Source organism: Mucilaginibacter sp. L3T2-6 (genome assembly GCF_030519355.1).
Lineage (GTDB): Bacteria > Bacteroidota > Bacteroidia > Sphingobacteriales > Sphingobacteriaceae > Mucilaginibacter.
Genome location: NZ_JAUMKC010000011.1, coordinates 1 through 22,433, shown reverse-complemented (window position 1 = coordinate 22,433; position 22,433 = coordinate 1). Strand labels below are relative to the sequence as shown.

Annotated in this window: 14 protein-coding genes and 1 other RNA gene; 8 read left to right on the top strand and 7 right to left on the bottom strand. The window is 44.8% G+C overall.

All coding sequences use genetic code 11. From position 1 onward, the window contains the following. Positions 1–12: 12 nt before the first annotated feature. From rnpB to Q3W13_RS13390, 3 genes are all read left to right on the top strand, one after another. Positions 13–409: RNase P RNA component class A (gene rnpB / locus Q3W13_RS13400), an RNA gene on the top strand. A gap of 220 nt (positions 410–629) precedes the next feature. Continuing rightward, positions 630–2,006 (top strand): sigma-54 dependent transcriptional regulator, encoded by a 1,377-nt coding sequence (locus Q3W13_RS13395; RefSeq protein ID WP_302864589.1) that lies wholly within the window; start codon positions 630–632, stop codon positions 2,004–2,006. A 149-nt stretch (positions 2,007–2,155) separates the two neighbouring features. Continuing rightward, positions 2,156–3,325: an acyltransferase family protein gene (locus tag Q3W13_RS13390; protein WP_302864588.1), complete on the top strand. Its 1,170-nt coding sequence runs from the start codon at positions 2,156–2,158 to the stop codon at positions 3,323–3,325. Between the two features lie 59 nt (positions 3,326–3,384). Here Q3W13_RS13390 and Q3W13_RS13385 read toward each other — a convergent pair whose 3' ends face one another. Further along, positions 3,385–3,861: a nucleoside triphosphate pyrophosphohydrolase family protein gene (locus Q3W13_RS13385; protein ID WP_302864587.1), complete on the bottom strand. Its 477-nt coding sequence runs from the start codon at positions 3,859–3,861 to the stop codon at positions 3,385–3,387. 207 nt (positions 3,862–4,068) lie between these two features. Between Q3W13_RS13385 and Q3W13_RS13380 the strand changes: the two genes are divergently transcribed. Both Q3W13_RS13380 and Q3W13_RS13375 read left to right on the top strand, forming a co-directional pair. Further along, complete coding sequence (locus Q3W13_RS13380) at positions 4,069–5,196, top strand: DUF6515 family protein (protein ID WP_302864586.1); 1,128 nt, start codon at positions 4,069–4,071, stop codon at positions 5,194–5,196. Positions 5,197–5,376: 180 nt separating this feature from the next. Continuing rightward, positions 5,377–6,723, top strand: a complete 1,347-nt coding sequence (locus Q3W13_RS13375) for a zinc dependent phospholipase C family protein (RefSeq protein WP_302864585.1) — start codon at positions 5,377–5,379, stop codon at positions 6,721–6,723. 27 nt (positions 6,724–6,750) lie between these two features. Here the strand turns inward: Q3W13_RS13375 and Q3W13_RS13370 are convergent, their stop codons facing one another. From Q3W13_RS13370 to Q3W13_RS13360, 3 genes are all read right to left on the bottom strand, one after another. Next, a complete protein-coding gene (locus Q3W13_RS13370) occupies positions 6,751–8,730 on the bottom strand; it encodes a S9 family peptidase (RefSeq protein ID WP_302864584.1) in 1,980 nt (659 codons plus the stop codon). Between the two features lie 90 nt (positions 8,731–8,820). Then, positions 8,821–10,221 carry a RagB/SusD family nutrient uptake outer membrane protein gene (locus Q3W13_RS13365; RefSeq protein ID WP_302864583.1) on the bottom strand — a complete coding sequence of 467 codons (1,401 nt, stop codon included), beginning with the start codon at positions 10,219–10,221 and terminating at the stop codon, positions 8,821–8,823. A 13-nt stretch (positions 10,222–10,234) separates the two neighbouring features. Continuing rightward, positions 10,235–13,324, bottom strand: a complete 3,090-nt coding sequence (locus tag Q3W13_RS13360; protein WP_302864582.1) for a TonB-dependent receptor — start codon at positions 13,322–13,324, stop codon at positions 10,235–10,237. A gap of 477 nt (positions 13,325–13,801) precedes the next feature. Between Q3W13_RS13360 and Q3W13_RS13355 the strand changes: the two genes are divergently transcribed. Further along, complete coding sequence (locus Q3W13_RS13355) at positions 13,802–14,533, top strand: sulfite exporter TauE/SafE family protein (RefSeq protein ID WP_302864581.1); 732 nt, start codon at positions 13,802–13,804, stop codon at positions 14,531–14,533. Between the two features lie 22 nt (positions 14,534–14,555). Here Q3W13_RS13355 and Q3W13_RS13350 read toward each other — a convergent pair whose 3' ends face one another. From Q3W13_RS13350 to Q3W13_RS13340, 3 genes are all read right to left on the bottom strand, one after another. Next, positions 14,556–17,942 (bottom strand): DEAD/DEAH box helicase, encoded by a 3,387-nt coding sequence (locus Q3W13_RS13350; RefSeq protein ID WP_302864580.1) that lies wholly within the window; start codon positions 17,940–17,942, stop codon positions 14,556–14,558. Between the two features lie 75 nt (positions 17,943–18,017). Continuing rightward, positions 18,018–18,326: an RNA-binding protein gene (locus Q3W13_RS13345; protein ID WP_302864579.1), complete on the bottom strand. Its 309-nt coding sequence runs from the start codon at positions 18,324–18,326 to the stop codon at positions 18,018–18,020. A 121-nt stretch (positions 18,327–18,447) separates the two neighbouring features. Beyond that, entirely contained in the window at positions 18,448–19,902 is a 1,455-nt protein-coding gene (locus tag Q3W13_RS13340; RefSeq protein WP_302864578.1) for a hypothetical protein, read from the bottom strand. A gap of 339 nt (positions 19,903–20,241) precedes the next feature. Here Q3W13_RS13340 and Q3W13_RS13335 point away from each other — a divergent pair, with 339 nt between their 5' ends. Together Q3W13_RS13335 and murA are read left to right on the top strand one after the other, a co-directional pair. Then, a complete protein-coding gene (locus Q3W13_RS13335; protein WP_302864577.1) occupies positions 20,242–20,937 on the top strand; it encodes a DUF4290 domain-containing protein in 696 nt (231 codons plus the stop codon). 89 nt (positions 20,938–21,026) lie between these two features. Next, complete coding sequence (murA, locus tag Q3W13_RS13330; RefSeq protein ID WP_302864576.1) at positions 21,027–22,334, top strand: UDP-N-acetylglucosamine 1-carboxyvinyltransferase; 1,308 nt, start codon at positions 21,027–21,029, stop codon at positions 22,332–22,334. Positions 22,335–22,433: the final 99 nt, after the last annotated feature.

Here is a 22,433-nt window from a genome sequence, read left to right as displayed (position 1 = left end):
CATTAACTTTGTGCTGCAAAACGTTCTATCGCTGTCCCGGCTACCGGGACGGAGGAAAGTCCGGGCAACACAGAGCATCCTGCTTCCTAACGGGAAGGCGCCGGCAGCCGGCGACAGCAAGTGCCACAGAAAATATACCGCCGCGATGTAAATTGGGGTAAGGGTGAAAACGTGAGGTAAGAGCTCACGGCTTTTCCGGGCGACCGGGATTGCGGTAAACCTCAGGAGTTGAAAAACCAAATAGGTCCTGAACGCGGGGCGGCTCGTCCCCTAATATGCTTCGCACGAAGCAGTTTGTCAGGATGGGTAGGTTGATTGAACCCGTTAGCAATGGCGGGGGCCAGATTAATGATAGAAACCGGTGGTTTAACTATCGGGACAGAACCCGGCTTACAGATTTGCTGCTGATATGCCCCTTTCGGTAACACGGAAGGGGTTATTTTTTGGCTGCAGGAGTTTTATAGCCGACTATACCACACTCCAGCTTTTGCAACCGTTACAAAGATTTAGCTGTCTGTAACTATTTTCAATCACACAAAAACCTTTCAGGCATAAATGTGTTTGGTTTTCTATACATTTACATATATTCGCAATATCATCACCAATAGAAAATCACTTTAAAACAAAAAATGGCTAAAATATTAATAATTGACGACGAGCGCTCCATCAGGAGCACACTACGCGAGATATTGGAATATGAGGATTATGTTGTAGAAGACGTTGATAATGGCATTGACGGCCTCGACATGATACGCCGAAACGATTATGACCTGGTGCTTTGCGATATCAAAATGAACCGCATGGACGGCATGGAGGTGCTGACGGAAGGTCTGGCTATTAAACCTGACCTGCCTTTTATTATGATATCGGGCCACGGCACAGTTGAAACCGCCGTGGAAGCCAGCAAAAAAGGAGCGTTTGATTTTATCTCAAAACCACCTGATCTTAACCGCCTGCTGATAACCGTTCGCAACGCACTCGATAGGGGAAGTTTGGTTACTGAAGCGAAAGTATTAAAACGTAAGGCTTCTAAAGTACGCCCGATTTTAGGTGAGTCGCAGGCTATACAAAAGATCAAAGAAACTATTGAACGTGTAGCCCCGACCGACGCGCGCGTGTTGGTAACAGGGGCGAATGGCGCAGGCAAAGAGCTGGTAGCGCGGTGGCTGCACGAAAAATCAAACCGGTCAAATGCGCCACTCATTGAGGTTAACTGTGCCGCTATACCTGCAGAACTGATCGAAAGCGAATTATTCGGGCACGAAAAAGGTTCATTTACCTCGGCTATTAAACAGCGAATAGGAAAATTTGAATCAGCTAATGGCGGCACCCTGTTTCTGGACGAGATTGGCGACATGAGCGCTTCCACCCAGGCAAAAGTATTGCGCGCACTACAGGAAAATAAAATAACCCGGGTTGGTGGTGAAAAGGAAATTGAGGTAGATGTGCGCGTAGTAGCAGCAACCAATAAAGACCTTTTAAAGGAAATAGAGGCCGGTAACTTCCGCATGGACCTTTATCATCGCTTAAGCGTGATTCTAATTCACGTGCCACCACTTACCGACAGGCGCGACGACATACCGTTATTAACGCAAAACTTCCTCGAAGAAATTTGCAACGATTATGGCATGCCGGTTAAAAAAATATCGGATGGGGCGCTTGAGGCTCTAAAGGCTTTGCCCTGGACAGGCAATATCCGCGAGCTACGCAATATGATTGAGCGCCTGATCATTTTGAGCGACAAAACCATAACCGAAGGAGATGTAAAGGCCTTTGCTAATCCTTCAGCACCGGTGGCGGCAGGTCCGGCCGACGCATCCCCTCAAACAGATTTCGATCAATTCGCCAATTTCCAGGAATATAAAGACTATGCCGAGCGCGAATACATCAAGTTCAAACTTGAGAAGAACAACTGGAACGTATCAAAGACTGCTGACGATATCGATATCCAACGCAGCCACTTGTATAGCAAAATAGAGAAATTCGGCTTGAAGCGCGGGGAATAGTGGTAAACATTGTGGTGGTTGTATTGGTTATCAGTGAGTTATCACTGATACTCTTACAACTGCTACAACTACCTTAACCAAACTTTGATAAATAATTTAAAAAGTATATCTTTCCTGTAACTAATTAAACCAATTAATTAAACCAGGAAATGGCTTCAACAGCAACCGCACAACAACCGGCAGACGACTTCGACGCTGCCCCTACCCGCCTGTTCTCTTTGGATGCCCTCAGGGGCTTTGACATGTTTTGGATTATGGGCGCCGAAGAAATCTTTCACACTATGGCCGAAGCTACCCATAAGCAGTCTGGCTTTTGGAATGCACTATCTGCCCAGTTTACGCACCCGGCCTGGAATGGCTTTCATGCCTACGACCTTATTTTCCCGCTGTTCCTGTTTATGGCCGGCGTTTCAACACCATTTTCGGTTGGGCGCGAGCTCGAGAAAGGAAAAAGCCGCGGACAGCTTTTGCTACGTGTTATCAAAAGGGCTGTAATACTGGTATTACTAGGCTTTTTGGTAAACAACGGACTTCAACTGCGTCCGATATCTGAATTCCGTTTTCCAAGCGTGCTTGGGCGTATCGGCATCGCTTACATGTTTGCAAACATTATTTACCTTTATGCAAAGGAATGGGCATTATTTGTGTGGTTTTGGATATTTATTATTGGCTACTACCTATTGCTTAAATTTACTTCGGCCCCGGGCTTTCATCCGGGCGATCTAACGCCTGAAGGGAATTTTGCTTCCTATATGGACCGTACCATACTTCCCGGGCACTTATACGTCCCATTCCCTGACGGGCGGCCAAATATGCATGATCCGGAGGGCTTGTTCTCAACCATACCAGCCATCAGCACCGGCCTGCTTGGCATTATGACCGGACTATTGTTAAAAAGTAAAAAACTTTCTCAAAATGCCAAAACGCTGCGATTGGCGCTCGCAGGCATTATATCGCTGGCTCTCGCCCAACTGTGGAACCTCGATTTTCCTATCAACAAAAACCTGTGGTCAAGCTCATTCGTCTTACATGTAGGCGGGTTCAGCCTATTGCTGATGGCCCTGTTTTATTATGTAATAGATGTATTAGGCTATAAAAAATGGGCGTTCTTTTTTAAAGTGATCGGTATGAATTCCATCCTGATTTACATATCAGGACACTTTATCAAGTGGGGATATACTAACGAAGGTTTCTTTAAATGGCTCGGCCAGCTTGCTGGTGAACCTTACGGAGCGGTGCTGATGGCTATAACTTTCGTGCTGGTAAAATGGGCGTTTTTGTATTACCTGTATAATAAGAAAACATTCCTGAGGGTGTGACACCAACTATCAGATTTGTCAACTTCCTTAAAGTTGACAAATCTGATATTCTTAAAATTTTACCTCTCCAATATTTCCCTTAAAGCCGCAGGTGAGTAGTTTATCGATTTAAGCGTTTTATTGTCTGCCGTACGGTATACCAGGAACAGCCCGTCAATCTCTTTATGATGTGAGTCAGTATCAGCGGTATTCTTATAGTGGGCGATAGTTTGTTCTGCTTCCTCTATAGTTTTACAGGCTTTGCTCATGTTGGAACGATGAACTTCATCAAACAATTCCTTAAACTTTTCGGCAAGCCCGAATTCCAATATGGCGCCCGATAACACGTATTGCAAATCGCATAAAGCATCGGCGACCTCGACCAAATCGTCATTATCTACAGCCTCCTGCAACTCTTTTAATTCTTCCGCTAAAAGGGAAATACGCAGGGCTGCACGCTCTTTAGATGGCATTGCCGGCTTTTTTATTATCGGATGTTTAAAAGTCGAATGAAATTCAGCAACCTGGTTAAGTGAATTGGTGTCTCTAATAGTCATTTTTAATTAAGTTTAGCTGGTTCCTTCTACAGAACCCCAATTGCGAAGATATAAATACATTGATCGATTTGTGTAAGCCCTGGCAAAATAAACCAACACCAAATGAAGGTACAGTTGTTGGATAAAATAATTAAACAACAATTAAACCGTTCGGAGTATTATTAGTCTATTACTAAGACAGCTGCAAAAACTGTTAATCAAAACAACATGAAAAAGGCGTTAAAATATTTATTATTTACAAGCTTCAGCGGACTTATTTGTCTGTTTTTAGCTTTACCTGCTGATGCCCAGCACAGAGGCGGCGGTGGCGGCGGTCATTTTGGCGGCGGTGGCGGCGGTCATTTTGGCGGCGGCGGGGGAAGTCATTTCGGTGGCGCTGCCCGCGGAGGGTTCTCCGGCGGCAGCCATGTAAACAGCGGCAGTTTTTCACGCGGCGGTTTTTCCGGCGGTCGGCCGTCAGTATCTTCCCGTTCATTCGGTTCACGTTCTTTCGGTTCACGTCCCGGCATTTCGCCGCGAGGCAACACAGCTTTCGGCAGGCCACAGGTTAATCGTTCTTACAGTAACCGCGTAGGCGCTGCGCGTCCGGCTACAGGTTATCGTGGCTATCCAGGTTCACGCGGTTATGTTGGCGCCCGCGGTTACAGGGGCTCTTATGGCTACCGTGGCGGTTATTATCGTGGTGGTTACAGGGGCGGTTATTATCGTCCGGGCTACTATGGCAGGTACCGTTATTATGGGCCATCTTATTGGGGTGGCCGTTATTACTGGGGTTACCGCGGCGGCTTTTACTTCAATAGCGGATTTTACGCCAGCCTGTACTACCCTCGTATAGGTTTTCAGTTAGGCGTTCTGCCTTACGGTTATTATCCTTTCTGGTGGGATGGCCTTCAGTATTATTACAGTGATGGCTATTTTTATAACTATGACAATAACCAGTACACAGTGGTCGAACCGCCTCTTGGCGCTGAAATAAAAGAATTGCCGTCAAACGCACAAGCAATTAACATTAATGGAGAGCAGTATTACGAGTTGAACGGTGTTTACTACCAACCTGTTACTAAAGATGACGGCTCACAGGTATATGTAGTTGCGGGTAAAGATGGCCACCTGGAAACAAGCAATGGCGGGCAGGTTGATAACGGTCAGGCCGATCAATTACCGCAAACCGGCGATATTTATGACGAATTACCTCAAGGTACCCGGACAATTCATATCAACGGACAAACATTATATGTTTCGCCTGATGATGTGTACTACCAGGAGACGACAGACACCTCCGGGAAACGTGTTTATAAAGTGGTAAGTACACCCGGCGATGAACCCGTAAATTAAGATAATTTGAGTTTACAATCTCAGAAGCTCCGGTCAACAAATGTTTGCCGGGGCTTTTTATTGTGATGTGCTAAAAAGCCGGGATTAACCAGCCGCAGCATCCTGCTGCATGAAATTTTTTCTGTCTTAAAACTTTTCTACGTGTTTTGCATTTATAAAATAATTTCGAGCCGATTGTAAATGATAAAGCCGTTCGTCTTACGGGTAGCCTGTGTGCTGGCAGTTACTTTTATGCTTAGCCCTATTTCTGCGGGGGCATATTCCGTATTAACCCATGAAGCGTTAATCGACGCCAGCTGGGCAAATAATATTAAACCACTTCTAAAACTAAAATTTCCGAAAGCTACAGAAGAAGATCTTAAAAAGGCCCATGCTTATGCCTACGGAGGCTGCTTACTGCCGGATATGGGCTATTTCCCTTTTGGCAGTTTATATTTTACTAACCTGGCGCATTATGTACGCAGCGGCGACTTTGTGGAGAATCTTCTGAACGAGTCGCAAAATATAAACGAATATGCATTTGCACTTGGTGCGCTTTGCCATTATATGGCCGACAAATACGGGCATTCGATAGGAACCAACCATGTCGTGCCTATAGTTTATCCAAAAATGAAGGCGAAATTTGGCAATATTGTCACTTATGGCGAGAACCACATCTCGCATTCAAGAGTTGAATTATCATTTGATGTTTTGGAGGTTGCCAAAGGTAATTACGCTGCCGAGGCCTATCATGATTTTATTGGATTTGAGGTCGCCCGCCCGGTACTTGAAAGGGCATTTTTAAAAACATACGGGGAAGACATTAACAACGTTTTCGGCGATCTCGACCTCGCTATTTCTACTTACCGGTGGTCAGTTAAAAGCCTGATGCCTACGGTAACCCGCGCAGCATGGCGAATGCGAAAAGATGAAATATTAAAAGCTAACCCTGCGGCAAACGCGCATTCTTTCCATTACAAAATGAAACGTAAGGCCTATATCAAAGAGTTCGGTTCATCGCATACTACCGGTACCCTTGGCCAAAAGCTTGTTGCTTTTCTTATAAGGATATTGCCTAAAGTGGGGCCTCTGAAAGCACTTACTTTCAAGGACCCCGGCCCAAAAGGCGAGGAGACATTTATTAAAAGCTTTGATACTGTATTGGTGCATTACCATGGGGCGCTCAGCCACCTGCATAAAAAGCCACTCGAGCTTCCTGATGTTGACTATGATACCGGCAAACCAACCCATATTGGAGAATATGAACTGGCTGATATGTCGTATGCAAAACTTATAGAGAATCTGGAAGAGTCAAAATTCACTAACCTGACGGCCAATCTTAAACGGAATATTGTTAACTTTTACGACAAGGCCGACACAGCTGCCATGAGCAAAAAATATCCGAAGGATTGGAAAAAAACTTACAGTTGCTTACAGGCCCTGCGCTCAGCAAGCGTAATAGTACCGGATAGCCTTAAAACCGCAAAGGGATTGAATTATAAACTAATTCCGCCGACTGCGGCAGACAAGCAAACCGGCGGGCAATAGCGCAGCCTAATCGCTTACCTCTGATTACTAATTGACGCCCTTCAAATACTTATCAAACCATTTTATATACCTGTTTAAGCGATCTGCCTGGTAGCTTGGAACGGTTAGGCCGTGATACTGGTTGGGATATAGAATTAACTCGGTTGGAATATTTTGCGATTTCAGCGCCATATACATTTGTTCGCTGCCTGCCGTAGGTACATTAAAATCCTTTAAGCCCGACATAAACAACACCGGCGTTTTAATTCTGTCGGCGTGGAAGAAGGGATAAGATAATTTGATCCATTTGTCCTGGCTTTTCCATGGCTGGCCAAGCTCATGCTCATATTGCAACACATACTGGTCACTACCGTACATGGTTGTCTGCAGGGCGCTTCCGGCGCCGCTCGCCGCAGCTTTAAAACGCGTATCGGATGCTATTGTATAGTCGGTTAATATGCCGCCGTAGCTCCACCCGCCAATGCCTAAATGGTCAGGATCGGCAACGCCTTCTTTTACCAACTCGTCAACCGCCCCTAAAAGGTCTTTCACTTCCTTGTTGCCCCAGTCTGCATTAATCGCATTGATATATTTAAGGCCTCTCCCATAGCTGCCGCGGTAATTAACTGCTGCTACCGCATAACCGGCACACGCCAATATTTGCCGTGTAGCATCAAAGGTATAATCGTCCTGATCAACCGGACCGCCATGAATAAACAGGATAAATGGCAATTTACCCTTGCGCACGCTATCAGGCGTATAAACCAGCCCTGAAACCTGCGTACCATCCTTGCTTTTAGACCTGAAGCCCTGCACATGGGCTAACTTTACGTCATTAAGCCAATCCTGGTGATGAGTTAACCTGCGCAGTCCGCCGTTTTCTGCAGCGTATAGTTCAACCGGCACATAGGGCGTGCTGAATTCAACCACCCAGTTGTTATCACCAAAAGGTACAATGTTGCTGATACCGTAATTCCCGGTATTTACGGTAACTATGTTATTAGCGGAAACATCGTATCGGGCAAGGTAATTCCGCCGGTCATCGCTTAGTAAAAACGCCAGGCTTTTGCCGTCTTTACTCCACGTGGGTGTCGATACCGGCCTGTCCATCTGCAAAGTAAGCGGCACGCTATTTTTTCCGTCGGCATTCATCAGGCAGAGTATTTCCTGGTCATAAATAGTATACTCCTCTCCCGCTGTTGAGCGCAAATAAGCAATGTACTTTCCATCAGGACTCCACTTCGGTGTATTATCATGTCCCTTCCAGGTAGTAAGCTGGGTAAGTTGCCCATTTGGCTTTGCTTCAACGGTAAAAATATCAGAGTTGTCATCACGCTCGGGGTCTTGCGTACGATTGCTTACAAAGGCTATCTTGGTACCGTCAGGCGACCACTCCGCCTGCTGTTCATCCGTTTCTCCTTTGGTAAGAGTATCTGTTTTTTTGCTTCCGATATCAAAAAGATACAGGTGTGTATGGCGGTGCTTTAAATACCCTTCCATGTCCTGTTTAAAATGATAACGGTCTATTTTTATTGGCAACGGATTTTTGGGTTCCTCTTTGGCTTTACTTTCAGGGTCTTCTATTGACAGCAGTAATTTCTTCGAGTCAGGGGACCATGAGTAGTCTCCTAAATCGCCTTTGATATCGGTAAGTTTTTTTGCCTCGCCACCCCTCCTGTCCATCAGCCAAACCTGGGATCCGCTTTTAGATTCACGAGAAGATAAAAAAGCCAGGTAACGGCCGTCCGGACTCCAGCGCGGGGTTGATGCCGGTTCGGGGCCATGGGTAAGCTCTATCGATTCATTGCCTGTCAGGCTTTGCATCCAGAGGTGTGAAACGCGTGCATCTTTTGCAGTATCCACCTCAGACAGGCTATAGGCAACCCATTTATCGTCAGGCGAAACCCGCGGATCGCTTAAGTGCTTAATTTTCAGAAAATCTGCGGGCTTAAAAACCGGCTTTGAGTTTTGGGCGAAAACAGCAGCGGAAATAAAGGACGCGAATACCAACAGTAAGGCTTTTCTCATTGTGATGTTAATAGATGCAAGTAATTTACAAATGTTTAAGCAATAAAAAAACCGGGGCACAATGGCCCCGGTGTAAAATAGCAGGTTTTGTTAGCTTCCGTAGCCAGGGTTTTGTACCAGCTTTGGATTAGCATTTAATTCCTGTTTTGGTATCGGAAAGACCAACTTTGGCGAAGTAGCCGGCAATGCGCCGATAGTTACAGGATTTGACGGGCTATTTAACCGCTTGGCATCATGCAAAAAGAAGCCGCCCTCAAAAAATAATTCGTGCACACGCTCATTCAAAATCTGGTCAAGCGTAACAGTGGCTAAATCATCCAGCTTTGCACGCTCACGGATAACGTTAATGTCGTTAACCGGGGTATTGCCAATTGCTGAACCAAGACGAAAATTACATTCGGCCCTAATCAAATACATTTCAGCTAAACGTACAATGTGCACATTACCCACTGCGTTGTCAAATTTATGGCAGCGCAGTGTTGTGGTGTTATCTGCAGGGTCATCATACTGGATTATGTTTGCGCGGTCATCGCCTGCTTCAAATGAGGCCAGGAAACTGTCGTCGACGTGGATATCGCCACGGCCGCCATCTGTTTTTGATGCATAATAGGTATTTAAAGAGTTAACTCCCTGCTGATCCGTTACCTGTATTGCGAATATGTCCTCGTCCGTATTATCAACATGGACGGCGTTTTGGTTCGGATAAGGAAACTCGTCAGCATAATTCACATTTAGCTGAAACTTGCCAGACTCAATCACGCCCGAAGCTTCATTAAGCGCTTTCGCATAATCCCCCTGTTGTAAGTAAAGACGCGCCAAAATAGCGGCTGCAGAATACTTATTGGCTAAATAGGAATTTGATTCGGGCAGCTTAGCTTCGGCTGTAGTAAGATCGGTTATCGCCTGCTGGTAAACCTGTGCAACTGTTGAACGCGTAACATACGATGAAGCACTGATCACTGTAGTTGGCGTAAGCACAATAGGCACAGCGAGGTTTGTATTAGGGTCGCCGTCATTCCACGCACGGCCGAACAATCTCGCCATGTCGAAATAGGTCATCCCGCGCAAAAATCTTGCCTCGCCCTCTATTTCATCCTTATTACCAGCAGAAACCTTATCAAGGTTTGCCAAAACATTATTAGCCTGGTTAATTACCTCATAAGCATCCAGCCAGGTGGCGTTAATAAAGCTGTTATCAATAGGAATAGCCTGGTTTGACATTTGGGTTAGCTGCTGATAGGTACCATGCCAGCTGATCACCGTTTGGGTGGCCAATAAATCCGGGTACAGGTATGCACCGCCGCCATAGAGGTCCGAGAGGCCTGCACGATTGTAAGCTCCTGTAAGCGTGATACGCACATCCTGTTCGGTAAGGATGGCTACGCTTTGCTCGATAGACTGGTGCGGCTTCAGATCGAGTTGCTTATTACAAGCACCTAACAGTAATGTGGTACTTAAAGCCGTTATGTATATGTTTTTAAATCTTTTCATGGTCGTTTACTAATTAAAATCCAACATTTACACCAACAGTTACGGTACGCGGCTGAGGCGCGGCATAAAAGTCGTTGCCTATATTTATGTTGCTTGCCAGCCAGTCGGTATTAACTTCCGGATCCCACCCGGTATATTTAGTAATTATAAACAGGTTGTAAGCGTTCATAAATATTCTAAGCCTCTCAACCTTTATTTTTTTGAGCATAGCAGATGGGAAAGTATAGCCCAGCGTTACAGTTTTAAGTCTTACGTACGAACCGCTGGATAAATACCTGCTTGAAGGGTCGGTACCATTGGCATAAAATTCGCGTGGCTCCGGCACATTGGTAATATCGCCTGGTTTATCCCAATACTTCAGCTGGTCGATGGTTTGGTTGTCCAAGCCATTGCTGGCTGACGAACTCATGTACTGACCGCCTCCGTTGTAAATTTTATTACCAAACGATCCCTGGAAAGTAAACGACAAATCGAAGTTTTTATAGTTGAAAGTATTGGTAAGGCCTGCATTGTATTTTGGGGTAGGATTACCTAGTGGCACAGGCGAAGCTTCGTTGATATTATTGGTTACCGTTTTATCCAGCGTTCCGTCGGGCTTTTTTGTATTTTTATAATAGATCGCATCACCGTTGGCGGGGTCGACACCTGCATATTGCGGACCATAAAAGACACCTACCGGTTGTCCTTCTATTACGCGGTTCAGGTCTGCGCCGTCATCAATAACCTGACCATTGGTATAAGTAACCTTATTAATATTATAAGAAGCATTCAGACTGGCATTCCATTTAAACGCACCTACAAAAATATCGCCAGATAAGGTTAGCTCCAGCCCCTGGTTATACAGCCTGCCCAGGTTCTGCGTCTGGAAGGCAATACCTAAAGTTTGCGGCACATTTACATTCAGCAATAAATCGCGGGTATTTTTCCGGTAATAATCAAACCCTCCTGAAAATCGGTTATTGAAGAAACCGAAGTCAAAACCAAGGTCGTATTGCAGTGTTTTTTCCCATTTCAGGTTAGGATTGGCCAATTGGCTGAAACGTTGACCGGGTGTACCATTGTAACCAGCATCGCCAGAGAACAAGCCCAGTGAAGAATAGTCGCCAATTTCAGCATTGCCGGTTAAACCAACGCTGGCCCTTAGCTTTAATTCGCTTAACGCCTGCCAGTTGTTCAGAAATTTTTCCTGGCTTAGCACCCAACCGATAGAAGCTGACGGGAAAGTACCATAACGGTTATTAGCACCGAACCTTGAAGAAGCGTCCTCACGTACGCTGGCTGATAACAAGTACTTGCTTTTGTAAGCGTAGTTGGCACGAGCAAAGTAAGATACAAAGCTAAACTCAGACTGGGTAGACGAACCGCCGGATTTTACAGCAGCTGATGCAATTTGTTTATAAGAGTCGGATGGGAACTGCTTGCCCTGGATGTCGTTACCATACAGGTGGCTGTATTCGTAGCTGGTACCGGCAGTTACGTCGAGGGTGTGATCGGTAGCAAATGTATTTTTATACGTAAGAAAGTTGTTTACCGTGAAGTGCACGATGCTGGTATTGGTATTTTGGCCAAAACCGTTAGGCGTACCTGTATCGGCCGCCGTCAGGCTGTTAAAATAGCTGTCTTCGTTCTGGTTGGTTTGGTCAACACCGAACTCCGAGCGAAAAGTGAGGTGCTTAACTATTTCCCAGTTGGCAAATACGTTGCCCAGTGTGCGATAAACGCTCGTGTGATAGTATGCGTTTTTCACACTAATCAAAGCGTTGTAATACAGCGGGTAATCACCATTATGATCACCGGGCGGAGTGCCGCTGATCAGGCCGGTCCGCGGGTCAATCACCGGCGTTATGGGCGACAAGGCCACCAGCTGCAACGGTGTCGAAAACTGATCGTCATTACTCAAACGTTCATTATAAGTGTGGGTAAAGTTGAGGTTCATGCCTACCGTAAATACCGGTGACAGCTTGGTTTCAACATTTACCCTGCCGCTGTAACGTTGCAGCGCATTGGCTTTCAGTATACCTTTTTGGTCCAGTGCCTGCAAGCCCATGTAGTAGGTTGTTTTGTCATTACCGCCTGAAACATTCAAATCATATTGTTGTTGCGGCGCGGTCTGATACGCTTGTTTTTCCCAATCGGTGTTAGTGCTCGCCCAATTGGTATTTCCGGCTGCAAGAGCTGTAAAAGTATTATCAAGGTTTTCATAATCGAGCGCCTCTTCCATAGTATCAAAATACCCGTTCAATACGTCTTGTTTGGCTGCGCCGATTACCGATCGTTTCTCAATTTGCAGCCATTGTTCGCTGTTTAGAAATTTGCGGTGACGGGATGGTTCGCTGTAGCCAAACTGAGCGTTAAAATTAATCTTAGCCGTGCCGGCCTTACCTTTTTTTGTGGTGATGAGAATTACACCGTTGGAGGCACGGGCACCATAGATTGCAGAGGCTGAAGCATCTTTCAAAATCTGGTAGGAATCTATATCGTTAAAGTTGATGTCAGCCAGCGGGTTTGAAGTTGCTCCGTTGTTGGAAAGGTCGGTTTGGTTAACAATGATACCGTCTATCACTACCAGCGGCTGTGTACCTGCCGAAATAGACGACTGACCCCGAATACTGATTTTGATGCCTTGCCCCAGTTTACCATTGCCGGCCTGGATGTTAACGCCGGCAGCCCGGCCCTGAATCGCCTGCTCAAATGAAGTCACAGGTGTTTCAGCTACATCTTTACCGGAGACGGAGGAAATAGCACCCGTCAGGCTGCCGCGCTTCTGTGTGCCATAACCAACCACCACAACTTCTGATAATTGTTTTGAGTCGGTCTGGAGCTGCGCATCCAGTGTTGCGCCTTTTACCGTCAGAATTGCGTCTTTATAACCGATATACCTGAAAATAACGGTTGTGACCCCGTCGGGTAAGGTTAAGGTATAAAGCCCGTTAATGTCCGTTTGCGTTCCGGCGCCTTCCGCGCCCTTTGCGACCACCGTTACCCCGGGTAAGGGCGATCCGTCTTTTTGATCGGTTACTTTTCCCTTAATCACTTTGCTTTGAGCAAGAGCAAGTGAAAAACCGGAAAATAACAGAAAAAAAGTAAGTAGATTTTTTTTCATATGTGTTAGTAGTTAATTGTACTCAAGGCTATATGTGGTAAATTATTAAAAAAGATGCAGATCAACAACAAATTCCATAAATAATTTAAATACTTTTTATAAAAATAACATAATGAATATATCACCTATATATTTTATAGCATAAAACGGCAAACATCGCCTGTGTTTTTAGTTATTGACGCATTTAATTAGAAACTGTGACGAACTGGTGATAAATTTACGTCAATGCCTTATCTGTTTATCCAGGGACACGCAGTTGCCGGCTAAATCCTCAATAGAGACTTCAAAGTATTGACGCCATGCAGCAATGACAATTTTGTTCATAGGCGAGCCATATAAATACAGCAGCTTATGAACGAATATCTGAAAAAAAAGACGGCATCAATGTGCAGCAATCCTCTTTATATCCTAACGCGTGCGCTTATTTAAATTCGGCACTTCAATAGTAACATGTATATTGTGCCCTGCCGTGACATTATGACTATACCCTTATTTATTTTATCAATAAGCTTTATCGCCACTTTAATACGCTCTACATTCGGTTTTGGCGAGTCTTTGGTGGCGGTGCCTCTTTTTAGTTTATTTCTGCCAGTTAGTGTCGCGGTACCGCTCTCGGTGCTTATTTCAATATTGGTGGCGTTGACAGTTGTCGTACAGGACCATCACAAAATACATTTCAATAGTGCCAAATGGCTGATAATTTTTGCGATTCCAGGAATTCCAGCCGGCATTTTGGTCCTGATATACGGGAGCGAACACCTGGTAAAGATCGGCCTGGGAGTTTTGATCGTTCTTTATTCCGTTTATGCCCTTAGCGGCAAAACCACCATTAAACTTCATCGGGATAATACGCTTTGGCTTTTTTTATGCGGATTTTTTTCCGGGATATTGGGTGGAGCTTATGGCCTGAATGGGCCACCCCTGGTGGTTTATGGTAATATGCGCAAGTGGAATGCGCAACATTTCAGGGCGACGTTACAGGCGTATTTTTTGGTTGCAAGCACCATCGGCATCATTGGATATGCCGCTAAAGGACTATTGAGCGTAATCGTTTTAAAATATTTCGCAATAGCCCTGCCTGCCGCCGTTCCGGCTATCTACCTCGGCCGGCATTTAAACGTTAAATTAAAAGGAGACGCTTTTTTCAAATATGTATACGTCCTGTTGATACTAATTGGAGGTTTCCTGGTTGTCAACACTATTATTTGAACAACAGCTCCATAGCAAGATGCTATACAGCACCCAATAGGCCCAGCAAGTCATTTTTTGACAGGCTGCCGAAGAATGCGCCATCAGTTTTTATTAAGTCGTTCGCAAGGTCGCGCTTAGTCTCCTGCATCAGCATAATTTTTTCCTCAACCGTAGCAGGGCAAATCAATCGTACAGCGACGATGTTTTTGTCCTGGCCAATACGATGACAGCGGTCTATCGCCTGGTTTTCTACCGCCGGATTCCACCATGGGTCCACCAGGTAAACATAATCTGCCTCGGTCAGGTTTAGTCCAGTTCCACCGGCTTTAAGGCTCACCAGGAAAACACGGATATCCGGGTTATTTTGAAATTCCTCAACAACCGCCTGCCGGTTACGTGTTTGACCGGTTAAATAGGTAAATCCAATCTGCCTTAGTTCCAGTTCCGCCCGGATCAAATCAAGCATTGTTACAAACTGCGAGAACACCAGTATCTTATGCCCATGTTTTTTACTTTCTATTTCTTCCAGCAGGGTATCGATTTTTGATGAGGTATCTCCCGGCATCTTCTCCCCTTTTATTAAGAGCGGCGAGTCACAAATCTGGCGCAAGCGTGTTATCCCCTTAAGCACATCCATCGATTTTTTATCCAGTTGCTCACCAGTCGTTGCAGAAATATAATCCCTGAACTGTTTTTCGTAAGCGTCATAAATCGCCCGTTGTTCGGGTTTCATCTCACAGTACAGCACCATTTCAGTCTTTTCCGGCAAATCGGCAGCTACTTCCTGCTTGGTACGGCGCAGCACAAACGGTTTTATCTTAGCCTGCAGTTCTCTTGCCCTTTTGCTGCTTTTAAACATATCTATGGGCGACGAATAAATCTGCTTAAAATAAAGCCTGCTCCCTAATAAACCCGGGCAAGCAAAGGACAGTTGTCCATAAATATCAAATGTATTATTCTCAACCGGTGTGCCGCTAAGCACAATTTTATTACGCGATTTGAGCAAACGTACAGCCTTATATCGCTGTGATTCAGGGTTTTTAATCTGTTGGGATTCGTCGAGAAAGATATAGTTAAATGTGTAATCTTTCAGGAAAACTATATCTGCCAATAGTGTACCGTACGAGGTTAATACAACCTCATGGCTGTCAAAATCACCGGTGTTTTTAATCCGCTCTGCTCCATAAATGGTCCGGACTTTTATTGACGGCGCAAATCTTTCAATTTCCTGCTGCCAGTTGTAAATCAGCGATGTGGGCACCACCACCAGGTTGGTATTGTTCGCGATCTTCTCTCTTTGCGAAAGGATAAAGGCTATTACCTGTATGGTCTTCCCAAGCCCCATATCATCCGCCAGGCAGCCGCCGAAATTAAAATCATCCAAAAAATTAAGCCACGCAAGTCCTTGCTGCTGGTAGGGTCTTAGGGTTCCGTTAAACGCCGCCGGGATGCTAACCGGCCGGATATTAGTAAAGTCAGTGAGTTTTTTTTGATAGATATTTATTTCATTCCGCACTTCCTCATCCAGCATAGCTTCATCAAACAGCTGTTCTATAACCCTAAAATTGCTTTTAGCTATCTGCAGGCGGTCATCACCGTCAATTTCCCCGGAATTGAAATAATTACGGAATTTTTCTATCCATTCATCGGGCAAAATGCCAAGGGTGCCATCGTCTAACTGTACATACCTGGTTTTATTTCTAACTGCGCGATAGATCTGCTTTAATGACGATCTCCTGTTTCCGTATTTCGCATTAATGATAACGTTAAACCAATTGATACCGCTTAATACCTTTATAGTTATTCTGACCTTATTTGCGTTTAGTTTATTGCCTTCCAGTTCGTTAAAACCCAGTATGGTTATCTTGTTATTGCGCCATTCATCAAAAACATTCATAAACCAATCTTCATCCAAGAAATGCCTCTTATGGAGGTAGAAATAATGAAGGTCGTTTTCCAGCTGCTCCTTAAAGTAATCATGCTGCTTTGTCAGCAGGGCGGTGAAAGCTATTTCGGCTTCGTCATTGCGCCAAACCATAAATTCTTTACCGCTGTTATCGACTGAATATATCTGTTTTTTTGTGCGAACAGATATTTCCACTTCGCCATAGCGCATTACGGGGATGATCATTACATGCTGTCCGAAATCAGACAGGTAAATTATCCGTTCAGTTTCGTTGGTAAAACCCTGTTGCTTTAGCTGTGACGGAGTTGCCGCCGGGATATATTTATAATCAACATTTACCCTTTCCTCCAGCTTAACCAGTAATTGCTTTTTAAAATCCTCAAATTTGGAGGCATGAACCAATATGTTCTCCTGCTTTTTGGATAAAAGGTTAATTATATTCAGCTGCTGTAAGTTTTTGACCAAATACAATCCGTCGCCCGCCGAGATAAAATAACTGTATTTTATAGATAAGTCTTTAACGTCGTAAGTTTCCGGTCCTATTGAAAGCGTTCCTGAAAGTTCGAAAAATTGCTCCCTCGGCGTTACAGCTAATTTTACGTCATTTAATGCCAGGCCTACGTTTACCGGGAAGACCGAAGCCGCAGTGACCTTATCTGAGATGTCGTTATTATGGTAGTAAAAACTATAACCCAGCGGATTTTTTACGATAGCCTTAAGTGCATTGATATCAGCTTCTGTTGCCGTTTTATTGATGTGATTCTGAAACTTATGGATACCCGTAAAAAACTTCAATTGCCCGGCGTCATCCGTTTCCCAGATAAAATCAAGCGGGCCGATTTGTATCAGCGGGTTCTTAATCTTTCCTTCCTGTGTCGTACCTGCTTTATATAGTTCGATAAACAGGTATTTATAGTACTTATGCTGTTTCAGGACAATGCAAACCGTGCTGTCAACTTCTGCACCGGCGGGGATAGGATCAGCTGCAATAACAGCATTCAATAAATTCAGGCTTTCTTTATTTACGGGCAGAAGCGATGACAACTTTGGCGAGATAGCAAGCTGTCCGTTCGTGTATTCGATTTTAAAAAAAGTGTCAAGGCCGGGCTCGTTTTCCAGGCCATAGTCTGCCGCAAATTGCTTTAATTTTTTGTGCCGCAGATGTGGATCAAAGAATACTTTTAACTCATCGCGGGCAATGATGGCAGATAATATCAGTGCCTGGTGTTCACACAGTTTATCTTTTTCGGTTTGGCACGCGCAGGTACAGGTAACAAAGTCTTTATCCTGGGTTATAGCAACTTCCGGGAAAACAGCTTTTGTACGCTTATTAATAAAAACACCGCAATCCGTTTCCAGCAAAAGCGGAAAGATATGCCGGGCGTCAGCCACATCCGGATAGATGCCGCTGTGGCTGTGCGCAGCTATAGCCGGTGTTGTAAGGTTGCTGATTGTGACACCCTTTAAAACAACGGAATAGCTTTCAGTATAATTTGTTTTGTCGATATCGGGCTTGCTCAATAGAATGGGTTATACCTGTTTGGCGGTAAATATCCAAACAAATATCAAAAACAGCGAGCGGTACAGGCGGAATGTTTAAAACTGTCTTCTTGGTCGTCTTGGCCGGTCGAAACCAAATTTGGGGCGTGGCGGCGGAACGGGCTTATCTTCGCGGATCTTTACATTTATCGGGCGACCCTGTACTTTGGTACCATCCAGCGCCTCGACAGCGCGTTCAGCTCCCTCCTGGCTCATCATTTCAATAAAGGCATAGCCCTTGCACACCCTCGTTTTTTTATCCCTAATGATTTTGATGGTGCTGATGTCACCATGAAACCCAACAAGCATTGCGATGTCAAGTTCTGTAAAGTCCAGCGGAAAACCACCGAAAAAAAGTTTGACCATAAAATTCTCAACAGTAATGGCCCAAATATAATAACTTGGGCCATATATACTGCATTATTTATTTTTACCGTTAGCCTGTTCTTTTACCGGGTTACCTGGCCAAATCAGTAGTCACTTGTTATTACTTTTTCGCTTTAGGCTTTATCAATGGTGTAGATGGCGTTTGCGCATACACAGGGAATATAAAGCTTAAATCCGTGCGTATTTTAGTATTATTAAAACTAACAGCCGCATTGCTATGGCAACCTATACATGAGGCATCCTTCTGTATAAAGGTCTCTAAAGTAGTATTAGCAAGGAAATTGGGGGCGGTGGGTGACGGAAACACTTCAGATAACCGCCACTGGGTACCTATCAGCCTGTAATTAGCCCAAACCGAACCCTTTAGCTTTTCCTGCCAAAGCTGGTTAACTATGTCGGTATACTTATAAACAGGATATTTACGTACTGCCTGTGTGCCAAAAGTTTGTGTTAAGCTTTGACCCGGCGCCTTAACGGTATATTTTATAGCATACGGAGGAGTTACCTCCCAAATATACTGGCCATTGTCGCCGGCCAGCGTATCGGGTGCCTGGTTGGGAGTACAGTTCAAACAAAGCGGATTATAAAACGACCATTTCCTGTTGCTTTGCTGAGCCGCTGTAAGGTCATCCGGGGTATTATCTATATGCTCGAAGGTACTCCAGGTGGCATTGGTGCTTAATTTTTTGGTATCGCGGATAATGTGCATTCCTACCAGGCCAACCGTAACATTTTTAATCAGCAACGGCTGATGATTACGCGTATGCAGACTGTCGATATAAATAGTGGCTTTACGGCAATAAAAACGGGTAGTGTCATCGCCCTGAGCAGGCAAAAGAATACGCCACGTAGCTTTGATTTCCATACTACCCACATTTTTACTCGCCGAATCACTTACAGGCAGATTTATAGCGTTATTGTTTTTTTTACCGAGGTTATAAATACCTTGTGTAGTGGTCAGGCTGCTGTCAACGATAAATTTTGTTTCGACAGGGTTCATCTTTATCTCGTACAGTGCAAAGTTCAGGTTTCTGTCTATCAGCGGATGACCGTCAGCCTCCTGGAACCCATTCAAATGCGCTGCATCAACCGTTTGACCGGTATGCAGTAAGCGCGGCGATTTCGAGTCCATATACAAAAACTTTTGACCTGTCTTTTTATTTTGGCCAAGCCGTAGTGTTAATCCGGCATCAGTACTACCAAACACTTCGGTCGGATCTTTGTAATGTTCCCAAACACGCGGAGCGTTTGGCGAATCAGTTATCGAACTCCCGATTGGCTTTCCGGTAGAGTCAGACGGCCAGTTCAGGGCGATAAAGGTCTGCCAGGAAAATACGTCGAATGGTATTTGATGGAGCGAATCTAGGAAACTGTCATAGCCAACACCGAATGTTTCATTAACATCTATAGGAATTACAGAACAGGGATTGCCGGCAACGGTCGAGTCGCAAAATTTGTTATTGATATTGCCGTTAGCCGATGTGCCGCCCTTATGGGCTTCTGTACAGGCATACAATATGCCTGCAATTGCAAAAATTACGAGGATTTTTTTCATGATTACGGGTTTAGATATTACCAAGACGATACGTATGCCTTGACGCGAATAAATTTAGAAAGATTATCAGATAATTCCTAAGGAATGAATTTTTTCAATCACTTCAAATGGATTACAAAGCGTTCCGTTTCTGCATCGGTTTAGATACGCTATCTGATCTCTGGCCTTTGATTAACTGACTCTGCCAACAAATTTGTAAATCCACTTAATTCCTCTATCTTTGTATATTGCTTCACGCAAAACTCAACTTTAGCCTCATTTTTCCAACCTCCGGGGAAAATGTCTGCGCTGATTTTAAAAAATCTTCATTAAAAACTTCTATTTAACCGGCTTAAAATTATGCCCGAACAATTTGATTATAACTCCACCAGGAGTAAACTTATTTTATCTGAATATGGCCGCAACGTGCAAAATATGGTAAAATATATAGTTGCGCTGCCCACAAAAGAAGAAAGAAACCGTTATGCACAGGTCGTGATTGACCTGATGGGATTTTTGAACCCCCACCTGCGCGATGTCGCCGATTTTAAGCATAAGCTATGGGACCACCTTCATATCATTTCTGATTTTCAGATCGATGTGGATTCCCCCTATCCAAAACCATCGCCCGACGCGATACATATTAAGCCGGAACCGCTGCGGTATCCGCATCAGCGCATCAGGTATAAGCACTATGGAAAAACTATTGAGCTGATGATTGAAAAAGCAAAAAGCATTGACGATCATGAACGCAAGCGCCATATGGTGCAGGCTATAGCCAACTTCATGAAGATGGCTTATGTGCAATGGAACAAAGATTCGGTAGCCGACGAGATTATTCTGAGCGACCTTTATAATATGTCGGGTGGTCAGTTAAAGGTTGAGGAAAATGTAAACCTGAACAAAATTGAGTATCGCTCCAACACCGGCAGTAATAATCAGAACAGCCGTGGCCGGGGTAGTAATAACAATCAGAACCGCAACCGCAATAACAACAGTAACCAAAACCGCAACAATCAAAACCGTAACCGTAACGCCGGGCAAAAGAAATATTGATTTTTAGTTATGGCGCAAGCTTTGTAGCAAATAAATTTTACAAAGCCAGCAACCATGAACTTTGAACCATCAACTATGAACTGACATATATGACTAATGCATTTGAAATAATTGGCGGCACGCCGTTAAAGGGAGAGATTGTACCCCAGGGCGCCAAGAACGAGGCGCTGCAGATCCTGTCGGCAGTATTGCTAACGGAAGAAAAGATTACCATCAGCAATATTCCCGATATAAAAGACGTCAATAAACTGATTGAATTATTGGGCGACATGGGTGTGACCGTCGAGAAGCTCGGACCGGATACCTATAGTTTTGAAGCCAAAAATATCGACTTGAATTTCTTTTTATCGGACACGTTTAAGGAGAAGGGCGGCGGATTACGAGGCTCCATTATGATAGTTGGCCCCTTGCTGGCACGTTTCGGTAAGGCTTCCATACCCAAACCAGGTGGAGATAAAATAGGCCGGCGGCGATTGGACACCCATTTTCTGGGTTTTGAAAAGCTGGGTGCACGCTTTGATTACGACCCTGCAACCGGATTTTTCAACGTCGACGCATCCAACTTACAGGGGACTTATATCCTGCTGGACGAGGCTTCTGTTACCGGTACCGCTAACATCGTAATGGCAGCCGTACTGGCAAAGGGAACTACTACTATTTACAATGCCGCTTGTGAGCCATACCTGCAGCAGCTCTGCAAAATGCTTAACCGCATGGGCGCTAAAATAAGCGGAATCGGCTCCAACTTGCTCACCATTGAGGGCGTTGCCAGGCTTGGCGGAACTGAACACCGCATGTTGCCGGACATGATTGAAATAGGTTCCTTTATTGGCCTTGCCGCTATGACCGAGTCGGAGATCACCATTAAAAACGTGCATTACAACGAATTGGGGATGATTCCGGACGTTTTCCGTCGTCTTGGTATACAAATGGAACTGCGGGGAGACGATATCTACATTCCTTCGCAAAAGCACTACGAGATTGAAACCTTTATCGATGGCTCTATCATGACCATTGCCGATGCTCCGTGGCCAGGCTTCACGCCAGACTTGCTCAGTATCTGTTTAGTGGTAGCTATTCAAGCCAAAGGCTCGGTGCTTATTCACCAAAAAATGTTCGAAAGCCGCCTGTTCTTTGTAGATAAGCTATTGGATATGGGCGCACAGATAATATTATGCGACCCGCACCGCGCCACAGTTATCGGATTGGACAAACAGGTACAGCTGCGCGGCATATCCATGACCTCGCCAGATATACGTGCCGGTGTTTCCCTTTTAATAGCGGCACTATCGGCCAAAGGCAAATCAACAATTTACAACATCGAACAGATAGAGCGTGGCTATCAGCACATCGATAAACGACTGATTGCGCTCGGGGCAAATATCAAGCGCATTTAAACAGGGACGAAAGAAAAAAGTGAAGAGGCCGTCTCATAACTAGTTTATGAGGCGGTTTTTATATTAATGGTTTTTTATTTTAGGTGTTTGAATTTTGCG

Bases quoted from the DNA above. Each gene is read 5' to 3' on its own strand.
- Q3W13_RS13365 (WP_302864583.1), bottom strand. From the start codon at position 10,221: ATGAAAAGATTTAAAAACATATACATAACGGCTTTAAGTACCACATTA.
- Q3W13_RS13345 (WP_302864579.1), bottom strand. From the start codon at position 18,326: ATGGTCAAACTTTTTTTCGGTGGTTTTCCGCTGGACTTTACAGAACTT.
- Q3W13_RS13375 (WP_302864585.1), top strand. From the start codon at position 5,377: ATGATAAAGCCGTTCGTCTTACGGGTAGCCTGTGTGCTGGCAGTTACT.
- murA (WP_302864576.1), top strand. From the start codon at position 21,027: ATGACTAATGCATTTGAAATAATTGGCGGCACGCCGTTAAAGGGAGAG.
- Q3W13_RS13335 (WP_302864577.1), top strand. From the start codon at position 20,242: ATGCCCGAACAATTTGATTATAACTCCACCAGGAGTAAACTTATTTTA.
- Q3W13_RS13395 (WP_302864589.1), top strand. From the start codon at position 630: ATGGCTAAAATATTAATAATTGACGACGAGCGCTCCATCAGGAGCACA.
- Q3W13_RS13340 (WP_302864578.1), bottom strand. From the start codon at position 19,902: ATGAAAAAAATCCTCGTAATTTTTGCAATTGCAGGCATATTGTATGCC.
- Q3W13_RS13380 (WP_302864586.1), top strand. From the start codon at position 4,069: ATGAAAAAGGCGTTAAAATATTTATTATTTACAAGCTTCAGCGGACTT.
- Q3W13_RS13370 (WP_302864584.1), bottom strand. From the start codon at position 8,730: ATGAGAAAAGCCTTACTGTTGGTATTCGCGTCCTTTATTTCCGCTGCT.
- Q3W13_RS13390 (WP_302864588.1), top strand. From the start codon at position 2,156: ATGGCTTCAACAGCAACCGCACAACAACCGGCAGACGACTTCGACGCT.
- Q3W13_RS13360 (WP_302864582.1), bottom strand. From the start codon at position 13,324: ATGAAAAAAAATCTACTTACTTTTTTTCTGTTATTTTCCGGTTTTTCA.
- Q3W13_RS13385 (WP_302864587.1), bottom strand. From the start codon at position 3,861: ATGACTATTAGAGACACCAATTCACTTAACCAGGTTGCTGAATTTCAT.
- Q3W13_RS13355 (WP_302864581.1), top strand. From the start codon at position 13,802: ATGACTATACCCTTATTTATTTTATCAATAAGCTTTATCGCCACTTTA.